The organism is Dactylosporangium sp. CA-139066, from assembly GCF_050936175.1.
Lineage (GTDB): Bacteria > Actinomycetota > Actinomycetes > Mycobacteriales > Micromonosporaceae > Dactylosporangium.
The window spans coordinates 5,448,308-5,465,689 of sequence record NZ_JBNJNH010000001.1; the positions used below are offsets into that span (position 1 = coordinate 5,448,308).

General features: G+C 71.0%; 14 protein-coding genes. 12 read left to right on the forward strand and 2 right to left on the reverse strand.

From position 1 onward, the window contains the following. Positions 1-79: 79 nt before the first annotated feature. Positions 80-1,066 carry a LacI family DNA-binding transcriptional regulator gene (locus ACQEVU_RS24985; protein ID WP_433335060.1) on the reverse strand — a complete coding sequence of 329 codons (987 nt, stop codon included), beginning with the start codon at positions 1,064-1,066 and terminating at the stop codon, positions 80-82. Between the two features lie 302 nt (positions 1,067-1,368). On the opposite strand from ACQEVU_RS24985, the gene ACQEVU_RS24990 reads away from it, so the two are divergent. From ACQEVU_RS24990 to araA, 7 genes are read left to right on the forward strand one after another with little or no spacing between them, the layout of a single operon-like run. Next, a complete protein-coding gene (locus ACQEVU_RS24990) occupies positions 1,369-2,364 on the forward strand; it encodes an ABC transporter substrate-binding protein (RefSeq protein WP_433327497.1) in 996 nt (331 codons plus the stop codon). 26 nt (positions 2,365-2,390) lie between these two features. Then, entirely contained in the window at positions 2,391-3,893 is a 1,503-nt protein-coding gene (locus tag ACQEVU_RS24995; RefSeq protein WP_433327499.1) for a sugar ABC transporter ATP-binding protein, read from the forward strand. After that, complete coding sequence (locus tag ACQEVU_RS25000; protein WP_433327501.1) at positions 3,890-4,915, forward strand: ABC transporter permease; 1,026 nt, start codon at positions 3,890-3,892, stop codon at positions 4,913-4,915. The genes ACQEVU_RS24995 and ACQEVU_RS25000 overlap by 4 nt, the downstream gene beginning before the upstream one ends. Then, positions 4,912-5,883 (forward strand): galactofuranose ABC transporter, permease protein YjfF, encoded by a 972-nt coding sequence (gene yjfF / locus ACQEVU_RS25005; RefSeq protein WP_433327503.1) that lies wholly within the window; start codon positions 4,912-4,914, stop codon positions 5,881-5,883. The genes ACQEVU_RS25000 and yjfF overlap by 4 nt, the downstream gene beginning before the upstream one ends. Further along, positions 5,880-7,493: a ribulokinase gene (locus ACQEVU_RS25010; RefSeq protein WP_433327505.1), complete on the forward strand. Its 1,614-nt coding sequence runs from the start codon at positions 5,880-5,882 to the stop codon at positions 7,491-7,493. Before yjfF ends, ACQEVU_RS25010 begins: the two co-directional genes overlap by 4 nt. Beyond that, positions 7,490-8,170: an L-ribulose-5-phosphate 4-epimerase gene (locus ACQEVU_RS25015; RefSeq protein ID WP_433327507.1), complete on the forward strand. Its 681-nt coding sequence runs from the start codon at positions 7,490-7,492 to the stop codon at positions 8,168-8,170. Before ACQEVU_RS25010 ends, ACQEVU_RS25015 begins: the two co-directional genes overlap by 4 nt. Continuing rightward, on the forward strand, positions 8,167-9,648 hold the full coding sequence (gene araA, locus ACQEVU_RS25020) for an L-arabinose isomerase (protein ID WP_433327509.1): 1,482 nt from the start codon (positions 8,167-8,169) through the stop codon (positions 9,646-9,648). Before ACQEVU_RS25015 ends, araA begins: the two co-directional genes overlap by 4 nt. A gap of 172 nt (positions 9,649-9,820) precedes the next feature. Here araA and ACQEVU_RS25025 read toward each other — a convergent pair whose 3' ends face one another. Then, a complete protein-coding gene (locus ACQEVU_RS25025; protein WP_433327511.1) occupies positions 9,821-12,181 on the reverse strand; it encodes a hypothetical protein in 2,361 nt (786 codons plus the stop codon). 50 nt (positions 12,182-12,231) lie between these two features. Between ACQEVU_RS25025 and ACQEVU_RS25030 the strand changes: the two genes are divergently transcribed. The 5 genes from ACQEVU_RS25030 (at position 12,232) to ACQEVU_RS25050 (ending at position 16,912) form a co-directional block, all read left to right on the forward strand. Then, positions 12,232-12,618, forward strand: coding sequence for a VOC family protein (locus ACQEVU_RS25030; RefSeq protein WP_433327513.1), 387 nt, complete (start codon positions 12,232-12,234; stop codon positions 12,616-12,618). 514 nt (positions 12,619-13,132) lie between these two features. Then, entirely contained in the window at positions 13,133-13,963 is an 831-nt protein-coding gene (locus tag ACQEVU_RS25035; RefSeq protein ID WP_433327515.1) for an alpha/beta hydrolase, read from the forward strand. 50 nt (positions 13,964-14,013) lie between these two features. After that, positions 14,014-14,370 carry a tetratricopeptide repeat protein gene (locus tag ACQEVU_RS25040; protein WP_433327517.1) on the forward strand — a complete coding sequence of 119 codons (357 nt, stop codon included), beginning with the start codon at positions 14,014-14,016 and terminating at the stop codon, positions 14,368-14,370. Between the two features lie 302 nt (positions 14,371-14,672). Continuing rightward, positions 14,673-15,269 (forward strand): hypothetical protein, encoded by a 597-nt coding sequence (locus tag ACQEVU_RS25045; protein ID WP_433327519.1) that lies wholly within the window; start codon positions 14,673-14,675, stop codon positions 15,267-15,269. Between the two features lie 350 nt (positions 15,270-15,619). Then, on the forward strand, positions 15,620-16,912 hold the full coding sequence (locus ACQEVU_RS25050; protein ID WP_433327521.1) for an NAD(P)/FAD-dependent oxidoreductase: 1,293 nt from the start codon (positions 15,620-15,622) through the stop codon (positions 16,910-16,912). The last annotated feature ends 470 nt before the right edge of the window (positions 16,913-17,382 follow it).

The following is a 17,382-nucleotide window of genomic DNA, read 5'->3' on the forward strand; positions in this document are numbered from 1 at the left end:
GGGCCACCGTAGCGTGAAGCCCGACCCGCAACCGCGCACGGCGAAGCGCAACGACCACGCGCGACCACGGCGGAAAGGGCTACGGCGCGGAGTTTGCGGACGCGCGCACGACCAGGTGCGGTGAAAGATGCACGGGGCCGACGTCCGGCGCGGGCGTGCCGGCCAGCTGCGCCACGAGCAGTTCGACGCTGCGGCGGCCCAGCTCCGCAAAGTCCTGGTGGATCGTCGTGAGCGGCGGCAGGAAGTACCCGGACTCGGGCGTGTCGTCGAAGCCGACGACGCTGACGCGGGTGGGGACGGCGCGGCCGGCCTCGTGGAACGCGCGCAGCACGCCGAGCGCGATGTGGTCGTTGCCGCAGAACACGGCCGTCACGCGGGGGTTCGACGCCAGGCGCTGGCCGCGCAGGTAGCCCGAGCGGGCGCTCCAGTCGCCGGGCTCGATGGCGGGGACCGGGGCGCCGGCGGCGTGCAGGGTCTGGCGCCAGCCGTCGATGCGGTCGCGGGCCTCGGGCCAGTCGGCAGGTCCCGGGACGTGGTGGACCGTCTCGTGGCCGAGGCCGAGCAGGTGGCTGGTCGCCAGGCAGGCGCCGCGGACGTTGTCGACGCGCAGCATCGGCACGAAGCCGTCGTCCGCGCCGCCGACGCCGACGGCGGGGGTGCCGGGCGGGACCTGGGTCAGGGCGTCGGCGACGGAGTTTTTCGGGGCGATCGCGATGATGCCCTCGACCGCCTGGGCGCACAGCTGCTCGACCGCGTCCAGCACGGCGTGGCGCTCCAGCGAGCGGATCGTGGCGATGCTGACGTAGTAGCCGGCCTCGCGTGCGGCCTTCTCGATGCCGTAGATCATCGATGCCGGGCCGGCCAGCGTGGTCTCGAAGCCGATCAGGCCGATCGTGCGCGAGCGGGCCGTGACCAGGGTGCGGGCGGCCAGATTGCGGCGGTAGTTGAGCACCCGCACGGCGTCCAGGACGCGCTCGCGGGTGGCCGCGCTCACATTCGGCAGGTCGTTGAGGACCCGGGACACCGTCTGATGTGACACGCCGGCGAGGCGGGCCACGTCGCGCATGCCGACCTTGCGCAGCGGTGGCTCGACGGCGTCCAGGTCGGGCCCGCCGCCGGCGTGCGCGACCGGGCCGGGGCGACCGCGGTCCGGTCCGATGACTGCAGACACGGAGTGTCTCCTTCCGGCAACATCTCGGCCGCCGCTACTTGACGCCCGGGATGAGAACGCTAACACTCTCGAAATACAACCGCGATGGCCAATGCAAACGGGCCACAAGCGCGGCCAGGTCACCGCCACACACCCCAGGCGTGTGGCCATCGGCTCGTCGATGTGAACGTTAACGCTAGGGCGAAGGGAAAGATGCAGTGCTGAAACGATGGTCCGCCGCCATCCTTGGTGGCGTACTCCTCGCGGGCGCGCTCGGCGCGTGTGGTGGGGAGAAGAGCGATGACGCCGGTAGCGGCAGCGCGCCCAAGGGTGACAAGAAGATTGTCATGGGTTTTGCGCAGGTCGGTGCTGAGAGTGGCTGGCGGACGGCGAACACGAAGTCGATCCAGGACGCTGCGGCTGCTGCGGGTATCGAGTTGAAGTTCTCTGATGCGCAGCAGAAGCAGGAGAACCAGATCAAGGCGATCCGGAGTTATATCGCGCAGAAGGTTGATGTCATCGCGTTCTCGCCGGTCGTGGAGTCCGGCTGGGACACGGTGTTGAAGGAGGCCAAGGACGCGAAGATCCCGGTGATCCTGACCGACCGTGCGGTGGACTCGAAGGACACCACGCTGTACAAGACGTTCCTGGGGTCGGACTTTGTGGTGGAGGGGAAGAAGGCCGGGGACTGGCTGGTGAAGGAGTACCAGGGCAAGACCGATCCGGTGAACATCGTGGAGTTGCAGGGTACGACGGGTTCGGCGCCGGCCAATGACCGTAAGGCGGGGTTCGCTGATGCGATCAAGGGCAGCCCGAATTTGAAGATCATCGCGTCGCAGACGGGTGACTTCACGCGGGCGAAGGGCAAGGAGGTCATGGAGGCCTTCCTGAAGGCGAACCCGAAGATCGATGTGTTGTATGCGCACAACGATGACATGGCGCTGGGTGCGATCGAGGCGATCGAGGCGGCGGGGAAGAAGCCGGGCACCGACATCAAGATCATTTCGGTGGATGCGGTGAAGGACGGCATGACGGCGCTGGCTGCCGGGAAGATCAACCACATTGTGGAGTGCAGCCCGCTGCTCGGCCCTCAGCTGATGGATCTGGCGAAGAAGGTCGTGGCGGGGGAGTCGGTGGAGCCGCGGATTCTGACGGTGGAGACCGAGTTCACGCCGGAGCAGGCGAAGGCCGCGCTTCCGGACCGCAAGTACTGACGAGTCCTGACACAGAGATCTGAACCATGCTGACCATGACCGGCATCACCAAGCAGTTCCCGGGTGTCATGGCCCTGCAGGACGTGGACTTTCGCCTGTTGCCAGGTGAGGTCCACGCCCTCATGGGCGAGAACGGCGCCGGGAAGTCGACTCTGATCAAGGTGCTCACGGGTGTCTACAGCAACGACGCGGGCGAGATTGTCCTCGACGGGACCCCGGTGCGGTTCTCCGGGCCGCTGCAGGCGACCCAGGCCGGCATCAGCACGGTCTATCAGGAGGTCAACCTCTGCCCGAACCTTTCGGTCGCGGAGAATGTGTTCATCGGGCGGGAGCCGCGTACGTTCGGGCACATCCGCTGGCGCGAGATGCGTCGGCGGGCGGCGGATCTGCTGCACCGTCTTGAGCTTGACCTCGATGTGTCGGCGCCGTTGTCGGACTATTCGATTGCGGTGCAGCAGATGGTGGCGATCGCCCGGGCGATCGATGTCGAGGCGAAGGTTCTGGTCCTGGACGAGCCGACGTCCAGCCTTGATGCGGGTGAGGTGGCCCAGTTGTTCCGGGTCATGCGCCAGCTCAAGGAGCAGGGGATCGCGATCCTGTTCGTGTCGCATTTCCTGGACCAGGTGTATGAGATCTGCGACCGGATGACGATCCTGCGTAACGGCCGGCTCGTCGGTGAGCACGTCGTCGCCGACCTGCCGCAGCTGGAGCTGGTCAGCCTCATGATCGGCAAGGAGCTGGCCCTGCTGGAGCGGCTCGAGGACCAGCCCAAGCGGCGCCTCGACAACGCTGAACCGGTCGTGCAGGCCGAGGAGCTCGGCCGCAGCGGCACCATCGCCCCGTTCAGCCTCACCATCCACAAGGGCGAGGTCGTCGGGATGGCGGGGCTGCTGGGCAGTGGGCGTACCGAGGCGGCCCGGCTCTTCTTCGGCGCCGACAAGGCCGACAGCGGCCGGCTCACCGTCGACGGCCGGCCGGTCGCCATGCACGGCCCGCGCACCGCGATGCAGCACGACATCGCGTTCTGTTCGGAGAACCGCCGCACCGAGGGGCTCGTCGAGGAGCTGTCGGTGCGGGAGAACATTGTGCTCGCCCTGCAGGCCGCCCGCGGCTGGTCCCGGCCGTTGTCGCGCCGCCGCCAGGACGAGCTCGTCGAGAAGTACATCAAGGCCCTCGACATCCGCCCGGCCAACCCCGAGCTGCCGGTGCGCAACCTCAGCGGCGGCAACCAGCAGAAGGTGCTCCTGGCGCGCTGGCTCATCACCGAGCCGCGGCTGCTCATCCTCGACGAACCCACCCGCGGCATCGACGTCGGCGCCAAGGCCGAAATCCAGCGGCTGGTCACCGAACTCTCCGACGGCGGCATGGCGGTGCTGTTCATCTCCGCCGAACTGGAAGAGGTCCTCCGCCTGAGCCACAAGATTGCGGTACTGCGCGACCGCCGAATGGTCGCCGAACTGCCCAACACCGACGACGTCGACACGGACCGGCTCATGGCCGCCATCGCCGAGGGAGGCGGTACCGCGTGAAGCGCTTCATCTGGCCCGTCGGCGTGCTCGTCGCGCTGCTCATCACCAACGTCATCCACACGCACACCTTCTTCAGCATCGAGCTGCGCGACGGCCACCTCTATGGGTCCATTGTGGACATCCTGCGCGCCTCGGCCCCGCTGGCCCTGGTGGCGCTCGGCATGACCCTGGTGATCGCCACCGGCGGCATCGACCTGTCGGTCGGCGCCGTCGTCGCCATCGCCGGCGCCCTGGCCTGCCTGCACATCAGCGGCCTGGGCGATCAGGGCAGCGTGACCGGCGTGCTCGTCGCCGTCGGCCTGGCCATCGGCCTGTCGCTGGTCCTCGGCGCGTGGAACGGGTTCCTGGTCGCCACGATCGGCATCCAGCCGATCATCGCGACCCTGATCCTCATGGTCGCCGGGCGCGGCCTGGCCCAGCTCATCACCGACGGGCAGATCATCACCGTCAACTCCGGGCCGTACAAGATGATCGGGGCCGGCTACTGGCTCGGCCTGCCGCTGTGCGTGCTCATCGCCGGCGCGGTGGTGGCCCTCGCCGCGGTGCTCGTGCGCCGCTCGGCGCTGGGCATGCTGCTGGAGGCCGTGGGCGGCAACGCCGAGGCGTCGCGGCTGGCCGGCATCAAGTCGCGGTGGCTGATCCTGGCCGTGTACGTCTTCGCGGCCGTCTGCGCCGGCATCGCCGGGCTGATGATCAGCTCCAACGTGTCCAGCGCCGACGGGAACAATGCCGGTCTGCTCATCGAGCTCGACGCGATCCTCGCCGTCGTGCTCGGCGGCACCTCGCTGTCGGGCGGCCGGTTCTCGATCGTCGGCACGGTCCTCGGCGCGGTGATCATCAAGACTTTGGACATCACGATCTACACCATCGGTGTCCCGCCGGAGGTGACGCTGCTGTTCAAGGCGATCGTGGTGATCGTGCTGTGCCTGGCGCAGTCGCCGAAGTTCCGGGCCATGTTCCAGCGGCAGCGGCCCGTGACGGCTGCGGTGCCCGCCGATGAGAAGGTGCAGGTGCGCGCATGACGCTCGCCGCCAACTGGCTGCGCAAACCCGCGATGGCCACCGGCATCCTGCTGCTGCTCATGTACAGCGTCGGCGTCGTGCGCTACCCGGGGTTCGACGACACGCAGATCGTGTTGAACATTTTCATCGACAACGCGTTCCTGCTCGTCGTCGCGGTCGGCATGACCTTTGTGATCCTGACCGGGGGTATCGACCTGTCGGTCGGCGCGGTCGTGGCGCTGACCACGATGATCGCCGCCACGCTGCTGGAGAAGGGCGTCAACCCGGGGCTGGTACTCGTGGTGGTGCTGGCCGTCGGCGCGGTGATCGGCCTGGGCATGGGCTGCATCATCCACTTCTTCGACATCCAGCCGTTCATCGCCACCCTCGCCGGCATGTTCCTGGCCCGCGGCACCTGCTACGTCATCAGCACCGACTCGATCCCCATCACCAACCAGTGGTGGAACGACGTCGCCTCCGCGAAACTGCGCTTCGGCGGCTTCCACATCGGCTGGAGCGTCGTCATCTCCGCCGCCCTCGTCGTCGCCGCCGCCTACGTGCTGGCGTACACCAGGCTGGGCCGCAACATCTACGCCCTCGGCGGCAACCAGCAGTCAGCCCTGCTCATGGGCCTGCCCGTCGGCCGCACCAAAATCGCCGTCTACACCATCAGCGGCATCTGCTCAGCCCTCGGCGGCGTCCTGCTCACCTTCTACACCCCGTCCGGCTACGGCCTCAACGCCCTGGGCATGGAACTCGACGCCATCGCCGCCGTCGTCATCGGCGGCACCGTCCTCACCGGCGGCTCCGGCTTCGTCCTCGGCACCGTCCTCGGCGTCGGCGTCCTCGGCCTCATCCAAACCATCATCACCTTCCAAGGCACCCTCAGCTCCTGGTGGACCAAGATTTTCATCGGCGTACTGCTGTTCGTCTTCATCGTCCTGCAGCGCACAGTCACCAGAAAAAAGACCGCGCGGAGAACCACATGACGCAATACGTAGTCGGTGTCGACTTCGGCACCCTGTCCGGCCGGGCGGTGGTGGTGCGGGTCGGCGACGGCGCCGAACTCGGCACCGCCGTCCACGAGTACCGGCACGGCGCCGTCGAGCGCACCCTGCCGGCCACGGGCGAGGTGCTGCCGCCGCACTGGGCGCTGCAGATGCCGCAGGACTGGGTCGACGTACTGCGGCATGCAGTACCGGCGGCGGTCGCGGCGGCCGGCGTCGACCCCGGCTCGGTGATCGGCATCGCCACCGACTTCACCGCGTGCACCTTCCTGCCCGTGCTGGCCGACGGCACGCCGCTGTGCGAGCTGCTCCCGGACGTGCCGCACGCCTACCCCAAGCTGTGGAAACACCACGCGGCGCAGGGCCAGGCCGACCGGATCAACGCCCTCGCCGCGCAGCGCCAGGAGCCATGGCTGCAACGGTACGGCGGGAAGCTCTCCTCGGAGTGGCAGCTCGCGAAGGCGTTGCAGGTGCTCGAGGAGGCCCCGGACGTCTACGCGCGCGCCGATCGGTTCATCGAGGCGGCCGACTGGATCGTCTGGCAGCTGGCCGGTGTGGAGACCCGTAACGCGTGCACGGCCGGGTACAAGGGCGTCTTCCAGGACGGCACCTACCCGTCCAAGGACTTCTTGTCGGCTCTGGACGAGGGGTTCGGCGACTGGGTGTCCAAGGTGGACGGTCCGCTGTCGCCGCTCGGCGGACGGGCCGGCTCGCTGACCGAGGAGGCGGCCAGCTGGACCGGCCTGCCGGCGGGCATCGCGGTCGCCGTCGGCAACGTCGACGCGCACGTGACGGCCCCGGCGGCCAAGGCGGTCGAGCCCGGCCAGCTCGTCGCGATCATGGGCACCTCGACCTGCCACGTGATGAGCGGCGCGTCGCAGGCCGAGGTGCCCGGCATGTGCGGCGTGGTGCAGGACGGCATCATCCCGGGCCTGTGGGGCTTCGAGGCCGGCCAGTCCGGCGTCGGCGACATTTTCGGGTGGTACGTCGAGACGCTGCTTTCCGGCGGCCGGTCCCACGAGGAGCTCACCGAGCTCGCGGCCGCCCAGAAGCCGGGCGCGCACGGCCTGGTCGCCCTCGACTGGCACAACGGCAACCGCTCGGTCCTCGTCGACCACGGCCTGTCGGGCGTCATCGTCGGCCAGACCCTGGCCACCCGCCCCGAGGACGTGTACCGCGCCCTCGTCGAGGCGACGGCCTTCGGCACCCGCACGATCGTCGACGCGCTGGAGTCGTCGGGCGTTCCGGTCGTCGAGTTCATCGCGGCGGGCGGGCTGCTCAGGAACCGCTTCCTGATGCAGGTGTACGCCGACGTCCTGCGCCGGCCGATCTCGGTGATCGGCTCGGAGCAGGGCCCGGCCCTCGGCTCGGCCATGCACGCCGCGGTCGCCGCCGGCGCCTACCCGGACATCCGGGCGGCGGCCGAGGCCATGGGCAAGGTCGAGCGGAACGTCTACGTCCCGGACCCGGCGGCCGCCGACGTGTACGACCGCCTGTACGCCGAATATTCGGCGCTGCACGACTACTTCGGCCGCGGCGCGAACGACGTGCTGCATCGGTTGCGCGCGCTGCGCGAGGAGGTCTCCCGGTGAGTGTGATCGCCAAGCTTCGGGCGGAGGTCTGCGATCTGCACCGGGAGCTCATCCGGTGGGGCCTGGTCGCCTGGACCGCGGGAAACGTCTCGGCGCGGGTGCCGGGGGAGGACCTGCTGGTCATCAAGCCGTCCGGGGTCTCGTACGAGGACCTGAGCCCGGAGGCGATGGTCGTCGCCGACTTCGCCGGCCGCCTGGTCGACGGCCACCATGCGCCGTCGTCGGACACCGAGGCCCACGGTTACGTCTACGCGCACATGCCGCACATCGGCGGGGTCGTGCACACGCACAGCCCATACGCGACGGCCTGGGCCGCCCGCGGCGAGCCGATCCCGTGCTCGATCACCGCGATGGCCGACGAGTTCGGCGGCGACATCCCCGTCGGACCGTTCGCGCTCATCGGCTCCGACGCCATCGGCCGCGGCATCGTCGAGACCCTGAACGGCCACCGCTCGCCGGCGGTGCTCATGCGCCAGCACGGGCCGTTCACGATCGGCACCACCGCGAAGGCCGCCGTCAAGGCGGCCGTCATGTGTGAGGACGTGGCCCGCACCATGCACCTCGCCCGCCAGCTCGGCCCCGTGGAACGACTGCCGTCGCAGGCGGTCGATTCCTTGCACGACCGCTACCAGCACGTATATGGACAGCATCACCCCGGCCAGAAGGGCGCACGATGACGCACGAGGTTTGGTTCCTGACCGGCAGCCAGGGTCTGTACGGGCCCGAGACTCTGGAGCAGGTGGCGTCGCAGTCGCGCGAGATCGCCGCCGCGCTGGACGAGGCCCCGGACGTCGGCCCGCGCGTCGTGTGGAAGCCCGTGCTCACCTCGGCGGCCGACATCCTGCGGGTGTGCCTCGAGGCCGGCAACGACCCGAACGTGGTCGGCGTGATCGCGTGGATGCACACGTTCTCGCCGGCGAAGATGTGGATCTCCGGCCTCGACGCGCTGCGCACCCCGCTGCTGCACCTGCACACGCAGGCGAACGTCGCGCTGCCCTGGGCCGACATCGACATGGACTTCATGAACCTCAACCAGGCCGCGCACGGCGACCGCGAGTTCGGGTACATCCAGTCCCGCCTCGGCGTCGCCCGCAAGACCGTCGCCGGCCACGTGAGCGACCCGCGGGTCCTGCAGCGCATCGGCGCCTGGGCGCGCGCCGCCACCGGCTACGCGGCGATGCGCTCGCTGCGCCTGGTCCGCTTCGGCGACAACATGCGCGACGTGGCCGTGACCGAGGGCGACAAGGTCGAGGCCCAGCTGCGCTTCGGCGTGTCGGTCAACACCTTCGGCGTCAACGACCTGGTCGCCGCGGTCGACGCCGCGCTCGACGCCGACGTCGACAAGCTCGTCAAGGAGTACGCCGACACGTACCGCGTCTCGGCCGCCCTGCTGGGCGAGCGCGCCGACTCGCTGCGCTACGCCGCCCGCATCGAGCTGGGCCTGCGCGGCTTCCTGGAGGCCGGCGGGTACAAGGCCTTCACCACGAACTTCGAGGACCTGGGCGGCCTGCGTCAGCTCCCCGGCCTCGCGGTGCAGCGCCTGATGGCCGACGGCTACGGCTTCGGCGGCGAGGGCGACTGGAAGACCTCGGTCCTCGTGCGCACGCTCAAGGCGATGGCTCCCGGGGGCGGGACGTCGTTCATGGAGGACTACACGTACGACCTGACGCCCGGCCAGGAGGTCATCCTCGGCGCCCACATGCTGGAGGTGTGCCCGTCGATCGCGGCGGACACCCCGTCGTGCGAAATTCACCCGCTCGGCATCGGCGGCCGGGAGGACCCGGTGCGGCTCGTCTTCGACGCCGCGCCGGGGCCGGCCGTGGTCCTCGGCCTGGCCGACCTGGGCGAGCGCTTCCGCCTGGTGGCGAACGAGATCGAGGTCGTCGCGCCGTCCGCGCCGCTGCCGAAGCTCCCGGTGGCCCGGGCCGTCTGGAAGCCGGCCCCCGACCTGTCGACGTCGGCCGAGTCGTGGCTGACCGCGGGCGGCCCGCACCACACCGTGCTGTCGCAGGCGGTCGGGGTGGAGGAGCTGCAGGACCTGGCGGAGATGGTGTCGACGGAGCTGCTGGTCATCGACTCGTCGACGACGACGCGGGAGTTCGCGAAGGAGGTCCGCTGGAACGCGGCCTACTACCGGCTGGCCCGCGGCTTCTGACGCTGTCCGACGGCCGGGCCTCTTGCGGCCCGGCCGTCGCCGTCGGCGGCGCCCTGGCCCGCGGCTTCTGACGGCTGGGCCTCTCGGGGCCCGGCCCTTTCCCGAAAAGTCGGGCGCTGGCGCGCCACGACTTTTCGGATTTATTCCCCGACGGGTCTTAAGTCCGGTTCCGCTACCCTTCGCCCATCTCGGGGACCTCGGTGATCCACGTGCGGGCGGCCGCCGGCAGGGGAGAGGCGCCCTTCGCGTACGTGGCGATGCCCGTCATCAGGCCCGGCCACAGCGAACCGCGCCACCGCCCGCCGAACGGGCTGAGCAGGATCAGGCGCCGGCCGTTCCACCAGCCGTGGGTCTCGGTTCCCGCGGTACCGCGGACGGTGACGTGCGTGTCGGGGAAGTCCCGCAGCAGGTCGAGCACGAGCAGCGTGGTCCGCCGCGGGTCTTTGCCGGTGCCGACGAGCACCCCGCCGCCGTCCGTGCGCTGCACCGTGCCGATCGACTCCGGGATGGCGTCGACCGCGTCGTCGAACGCCGAGCGCACGAGCAGGTCCCCGGCGTCGGCGGCGACGTCCTCGGCCCCGAACGCCTCGCCGAGGACCGGCCCGGCCAGGCCCTCGGTGTACCGCGCCACGAGGTCCTCCGGCGGGGCCTGATCGAGCCGCACCGCCGCGCGCAGATCCGCGAAGCCGCTCAGCGGGGCGAGGCGGTGCCCATGGTGTACCGCCGCGAGACCCACGGTGGCCAGGGCCGCCTGCTCGCCGGCGAACGCCTCGTCGTCCGTCGCGACGAGCGCGTCCAGCCCGGCCGCGACCAGCGGCGTCCAGTCCTGCGGCTCGGGCCACAGCCCGCCGGCCGCGAGCACGAGCACGATGCGGAACGCGGCCAGGCGCGCCGGCAGCGGCCAGCCCGCGGCCGCGCCGCCGAGGCGCAGCACGAGCTGGCGCAGCCGGTCCCGCTGCGGCGCGTCGAGCCCGGCCACCGTGGCGGCCACGCTGTCGTCGTCCGTGTCGTCGCCCGCGCGGATGGCCGCCCGGCCGAACGCGAGGTCGAGCAGGGCGGGCCCCACCGCGGCGCGCAGCCGCTCCTCCTCGCTCGCGCGACGCTCGGCGGCGGGCACGCCGTGGCGGGGCGTGCGGCCTTCGGCCAGCTGGGCGACGGCGGCGAACAGCGCTTCGACGAGGGCGGCGTCGGGAAGTACCGCCGGCAGGGGCAGCGTCTCGAGCGGGGAAGCGTGGCTGAACCGGGTCACCGCACCGGCGACGTCCGTGACGGGCGCGTTCCCCAGCGCGGTGCCGTCCGCGGCCCGCACCTGCGCGTTGCGCCCGTCGAGGCTCGGGCCTTCTCCGCTGTACGTGTGGAGGCGCCCCTCGGCGCCGGTCCACGGCAGCTTCACCGCCGCCTCGCCGACGGTCACGACGAGCCCGTCGGGCGCCGTCGCACCGGCCGCGACCAGGGCCGCCTCCATCCGGTCCGCGTGCCGGCGCACCGCGAGCACTCTCGGTCCCGCCGTCGTCACCGCCGGTGGAAGCGGCCGGAGGTCGTCGTCGTCCAGCCCGATGTCGCGCGCCTCGACGGCATCAAGTAGTGACTCCGTCACCTCCAGCAACAGGCCCAGCTCGCAGTTGCCGCCCGGCTCCGCGCTCGTGCTCAGCAGCGCCTCCGGGGTGCAGGTGAGGCCGCCGCCGACGAGGACGCCCGCGCCGCCGGTCCACCATTCGATGGCGCCGGCGTGCAGGTACCGCGGGGAAACCGGCGTCTGGACGTCGAACTCGCCGGCGTCGTCCAGCGCGACCAGCAGCCCGACGGGGTCGCAGCGCACGCCGGCCGGCAGCAGCAGCCGCGTGCGGGCCGCCCGGACGCTGCGCGCGATCTCGCCGAGCGCGCGCCCGGCCGGGTCGAACTCGGGCGCGGCGATGCTGAGCCGGTCCGCCCCCGACGGGAACGGCAGCTGCTCGACGATCGGCACCACGTCGTTGGTGAGCAGCATCGGCTCGTCGTGCTCGGCGGCGTGCGGGCGCGCGGTGAGCAGGTCGGCGACGGCGGCGAGCCGCTCGGCGCCGACCGCCTCGATCCACAGCTGCCCCGGCAGGCGCCGCAGCCAGTCGGCGAGGTCGGTGATGAACGTCGGCACGCTCGCCCCGTCGGCGCGCAGGTGCGTCCACGCCTCGGTGTTGCGCAGCCAGCCGTCGGGCGTGGCGTCCCCGGAGCCGATCGACACGACGGCGGCGGTGGGTGACGCCGAGATGACAACGCGTGCCCGGAACGCGCCGCCGGAGCGGCACACCACCGGCACGGGCAGCACGTCACGCACCGCCCCCGTGGCCGTCACTGCCGGTTCCGGCCGGTCGGCGGTCGCGTCGTAGAGCACCGTGACGCGGGCCCCCGCGGCCCGCGCCGGCCGCAGGCAGGCCTCGACGAAGGCGAGATCACACTGGTGGGTGAGGACGAGCACCTCATCGGCGCCGTCGAGCAGCGGGGCGGGCGTCTGCGGGCTGTCGGCCGTGGCCGTCCATGCCGGGCCAGCTGTCAGCAACCTTCGGCTCCCTTCGGCGGCAACACCGCTGTCACATATACCTTGACGCAATGACTGTCCGCATCAGGCACATCACGTTCGACTGCGCCGATCCGTACCGCTTGTCCCTCTTCTGGAGCGCGGTCACCGGCTACGAAGAGCAACCCAACGATCCGAACCTGCCCACTCATGACGAGGCGCTCATCCTCGCCACGGACGGCTCCGCCGGCCTGCTGTTCATCCGCGTCCCCGAGCCCAAGGCCGTGAAGAACCGCGTCCACCTCGACGTGCAGCCGCTCGACGCGACCCGCGACACGGAGATCGATCGCATTCTTGCCCTGGGCGCCTCTCTCGTCGGTGATTTCAGACGTCCAGACGGTACCGGTTGGGCCGTACTCGCCGACCCTGAGGGCAACGAGTTCTGCGTGGAACGCAGCGCGGCGGAACGCACGGGCTGATCTTGCCGCATCGGTCGCGGTCGCTGTCGGCCGCCTCGGGCCGGTGTGGCTTTCGCCGCTCTCGCGCCCCTGTCGGTTCTGCACTGCCGCTTTGCGCCACGTCCTCGTCGCGTCCTGCCGGCGTCTGCCGTGCCGCTTTCCGGCCGGTCCAGGTCGCGTCGCCGGCCTGCCGTCGCGTCGATCGTGCACGGCGCCGGCGTCGTGTCGCAGTTCGTGGCCACGGTGCTGAACGGTCGCGTTGCCGGCTTCTGTCACGCCTCGGTCGCGTTGCCGGCGGTCTGCCGTCGTTGCCGTCTGTCGTCGCCCGAACACGCTCGATCCGGCCAGTTTGCGAGCAGCTGGGCGCGTCGTCGCGATCACGCTCTGTTGTCGCCTGATTGCGGCCGATGCGACCCATCCGGCCGCCGTGTCCGGCGTTCGGCCGTCGCGTTCGGTGATCGCCGCGTGGCCGGCCCGTCGCCCACCGCTCGTGTCCCTCCTTGCGGACGGCGCGGGCGCGGCGCACCATGCTGCCATGCAGCGCGATGAACTCGCCCTCACCGGCGGTGGCGGCGTCCGGATCGTGTACGACGCCTGGCTCCCCGAGCAGGGCGCATCCGGCTTCGTCGTGCTCTCCCACGGCATGGGCGAGCACGCCCGGCGCTACGACCACGTCATCGCGCGCCTGGGCGAGCTCGGCCTCGCCGTGTACGCGCCCGATCACCGTGGGCACGGACGCTCGGGCGGCAAGCGCCTGCTGGCGCGCAGCATCTCGGAGTACACGGACGATCTCGATCTGTTGTTCACCGAGGTCCGCGCGCGTCACTCCGGCCAGACGCCGTTCCTGATCGGCCACAGCATGGGCGCGATGATCGCCCTCGCGTACGCGCTCGATCACCAGGTCGCCCTGCGCGGCCTCGTGCTGTCGGGCACGCCGGTGCTGCCCGGCAAGGGCATCTCGAAGCCGGCGATCGCCGTCGCGAAGGTCCTCGGCCGCATCGCCCCCGGCACGCCGGTCCAGACCCTGCCGTCGAGCCTGATCTCGAAGGACCCCGCGGTCGTCGCGAAGTACGACGCCGACCCGCTCGTCTACCACGGCAAGGTCCCCGCCGGCCTCGGCGGCGCGATGCTCACGCAGATGGCCGAGTTCCAGCGCCGCCTGCCCGAGCTGACGCTGCCCACGCTGGTCCTGCACGGCTCCGAGGACGGCCTGGTCGCCGCCGAGTCCAGCCGCCTCATCGCCGATCGGGCCGGCTCCAAGGACCTGACCCTGCACGTGTACGACGGCCTCCATCACGAGGTGTACAACGAGCCCGAACAGGATCGCGTCCTCGACGACCTCACCGATTGGTTGAAGTCCCACTGACGCAGCGTCGCCGGGAACATCCGCGCCGTGCCGCGGCGTTACAGTCGACCATGACCGACATGCTCGCCGAGTACCGCAGGGGAGTCCTCTACTTCGACGCCGGCGACCCGCTCGAGGCCGCGAAGATCCTGTCCACGGTCCTGGACGAGGAGCCCGGCAACGCCGAGGTCCGCCTGTGGCTGGCCCGCGCGTACTTCGCATCCGCCCAGCTCAACCGCGCCGAGCAGCACCTGCGCGTGCTGGTCGACCGCGACCCGAGCGACCACTACGCCTGCCACCTGCTGGGCCGCACCTTGGAGCGCCAGAACCGCCCGAAGGACGCGCTGCCCTACCTGCGCCTGGCCGCCGCGATGTCGTCCGTCCCCGATTATTCGGCCGCGGTACGCCGAATAGCCGGCACTGACTAACCCCCACTGACGCCTTCTCGTCGCCGGCGCGATCCCGCGTCGCTCGCCGGCCCGCGATGGCGGTAGCGCTCTTTTCCGCTGAGAGATCGCATGGGCGTGCCCCGTGCGATCTCTATGCGCGCGCACCCGTCGCTGTCGAATGGCCGCGTCGGGCGTGTGGCCGCATCCCTCCCGTGTCCGTCCGGCGGTCCGCGCTGTGCGCCCGACGCTCCCATATCCATGCGTGCCTTGATCGAATTACCAGAAATATCAAGGCACCCGGGGGCAGCGCATCGAACCGAGATCGCCTACGGTGGCCACTCGTGAAGCACTATCCGTGGGGCGCGCTGTTCAAGGGCATCTGGCGCACACTGCTCGCGCTCGCGGTGACGGCGGGATTCGTCATCGTCACCGGCATCCTGGCCGGCGGCCCCCGCTTCACCTGGCTGGCGATCGGCTCCGCCCTGTCGCTGCTGGCCGCAGTCCCCGGCTACCTGCTGTACCGCATCGGCGCCCCCGACCACAGCGCCGGCAGCCGCATCGTGATGCTGATGGTCCTGACCTTCGCCGCCTGGCTGGGCGCCCTGCTGGTCCCGCCGGTCTACATGTCGCGCGAGGGCATTCCCACCGACGCGGTCGTGACGCAGGTCGTGCGCGGCCTGAGCGGTGTTTCGCAGGAGCGCCTCCCCGCGTACCAGGTCGCCGACCGCTCCACCGGCGAAAACCTCGGCCGCCTGCGCTTCCTCAACGCCGAGCCCGAGGTCGGCGAGAAGATCCGCGTCCGCGTGGACCCGCGCGGCTGGTTCAACGTCACCGTCTCCGACCCGACCGGCCGCTTCACGAAGCTGGCCGGCCTGGTCGTCGGCGTCCTCGGCCTGGTCGCATTGATCCTCGGCGTCTCGGGCCACATGCCCGACTAGCGCCCACCACTGGACCGGCCGCCACACCCCACCATCCGGCGGGCCTGGCACTCCGCGCCCGGGGGCATTCGGCGTCAGGCCCGCCATCACGCCCAGCGTCGAGCCTTGGACCCGCCGTCCACGCCTAGCGTCGAATTTCGGACCGCCGTCACGGCTGGCGTTGCTGGACCCGCCGTCCAGGCCCAGCGTTGAGCTCTGAAGCCGCTGTCACGCCTAGCGTCGAACTTCGGACCGCCGTCACGGCCCGCCGATTGTTGCCGTCCGGCGGTGTCGGGGTTGTGACGCTTCGTGCCGCGCCCACCGCGTACAAGGACGCAGACGCCGGACCGGGAAGCGTTCACCGTACGTGCATGAAGCAGAACGCAGTCGTCCTCGGCGGCAGCGTCGCCGGGCTCCTGGCCGCCGCGGCGCTGTCCCCGCGGTACCGGATGATCGAAATCGTCGAACGGGACGTCCTGCCCAGCGGCCCCCGCCCTCGCCGCGGCGCGCCGCAGGGCCAGCATGTCCACGCCCTCCTGCCCCGCGGCGTGCAGGCCATCGAGTCGCTCCTGCCCGGTTTCACCGCGCGCCTGACGGCCGCCGGCGCGTTGACCGGCGACGTGCTGGGCAACGCCCGCTGGTACCTGAACGGCCTCCCGCTGCGCCGCAGCTCCATCGGCCTGGATGCGGTCACCGCGAGCCGCCCGCTGATCGAGCACACGATCCGCGCCCTGGTCCGCGCACTGCCCAACGTCCGCATCACCGACGGCCACGACATCGTCGATCTGACCGCGGACCGTACCGTCCGCATAACCAGCCGTAACGGCGGCGGCTCGCGCGTGATCCCCGCCGATCTCGTCGTCGACGCCACGGGCCGTGCTTCCCGCATGCCGCAGTGGTTGGCGGACCTCGGCTACGCACCCCCGCCCGAGGACGTGGTGCCCATCGACGTGCGCTACGCCTCCCGCGTCTTCGCCGGCGACCTGCTCGGCGACGACCGCGTCGTGATCACCGCGCGCTACCCCGGCCAGCGCCGCAGCTCGGTGATGCAACGCCTCGAGGGCGGCCGCGTCCTGGTGACCCTGGCCGGCGTCCACGGCGAACGCCCGCCGATCGATCTGGAGGGCTTTACCGGTTATGCCGAGTCGCTGACCGTCCCGGACACCGCCACCGTCGTCAGGTCCGGCACCCCGCTGGGCGACGCGGTCCCGTTCCACTTCCCGGCGTACGTCCGCCGCCGCTACGAACGTACCGAACTCCCATCCGGCATCATCGTGATCGGCGACGCCGCCTGTGCGTTCAACCCGGTGTACGGCCAGGGCATGTCGACGGCCGCGATGTCCGCGGTCACGCTGCGCGAGGACGACGACCCGGTCCGCTTCCACGCCCGCCAGGCCGAGCTCCACGAGGCGCCATGGACCCTCGCGGTCGGCGCCGACACGGCACTCGACGCCGGTCCGGCCGCCGCCGGTGGCCCGCAACCGGCCGCCGCGCCGGGCCCCGGCGAGATGATCCGCCGGCTGCAGCTGGCGGCGGTCGAGGATGGAGAGCTCGCGGCCGCGTTCATCCGCGTGACATCGCTCGTCGATCCGCCGCAGGCCCTCGGCGCGCCGTGGATCGCCGAACGCCTGGCCGCCCGTGCCGCCGCATCGGTCGCGTCCTGACGAAATCGGTCGCGTCCCGACGAATGCGGAACCACCGTCACCAGCCGAACCACCGTCACGTCAGCGACACCGCACCGTCGTACCTGCATGTACGGTCGGTACGCGAGCTGTCCCCGGTCGTACATCTCGGCCATCCGGTGACCGCCGGCCCGCGCCGTCGCCATGATCACTAGCGAGCCCCGCGGGGCCGAATTATCGAATTACTGGATTACGAATTATCTGCAATACACCGACGATAATTCCCGGGAGGCCGGCGCTTCGCGCGCCGGCCCCGGAGCCGAGCCGACGTCAGCGCGACGTGCGAAGCGCCGGGTACCGCTCACCACGGGCCGCCCCGACGGGCACGGCGCCTTCGATCTCGGCCATGTCATCGGCGTCGAGCCGACGTCAGCGCGAGGTGCGAAGCGTCGCCGGGTAACGCTCACCACGGGCCGCCCCGACGGGCACGGCGCCTTCGATCTCGGCCATGT

Bases quoted from the DNA above. Each gene is read 5' to 3' on its own strand.
- ACQEVU_RS24995 (WP_433327499.1), top strand. From the start codon at position 2,391: ATGCTGACCATGACCGGCATCACCAAGCAGTTCCCGGGTGTCATGGCC.
- ACQEVU_RS25040 (WP_433327517.1), top strand. From the start codon at position 14,014: ATGACCGACATGCTCGCCGAGTACCGCAGGGGAGTCCTCTACTTCGAC.
- araA (WP_433327509.1), top strand. From the start codon at position 8,167: ATGACGCACGAGGTTTGGTTCCTGACCGGCAGCCAGGGTCTGTACGGG.
- ACQEVU_RS25030 (WP_433327513.1), top strand. From the start codon at position 12,232: ATGACTGTCCGCATCAGGCACATCACGTTCGACTGCGCCGATCCGTAC.
- ACQEVU_RS25050 (WP_433327521.1), top strand. From the start codon at position 15,620: ATGAAGCAGAACGCAGTCGTCCTCGGCGGCAGCGTCGCCGGGCTCCTG.
- ACQEVU_RS24985 (WP_433335060.1), bottom strand. From the start codon at position 1,066: ATGCGCGACGTGGCCCGCCTCGCCGGCGTGTCACATCAGACGGTGTCC.
- ACQEVU_RS25010 (WP_433327505.1), top strand. From the start codon at position 5,880: ATGACGCAATACGTAGTCGGTGTCGACTTCGGCACCCTGTCCGGCCGG.
- yjfF (WP_433327503.1), top strand. From the start codon at position 4,912: ATGACGCTCGCCGCCAACTGGCTGCGCAAACCCGCGATGGCCACCGGC.
- ACQEVU_RS25035 (WP_433327515.1), top strand. From the start codon at position 13,133: ATGCAGCGCGATGAACTCGCCCTCACCGGCGGTGGCGGCGTCCGGATC.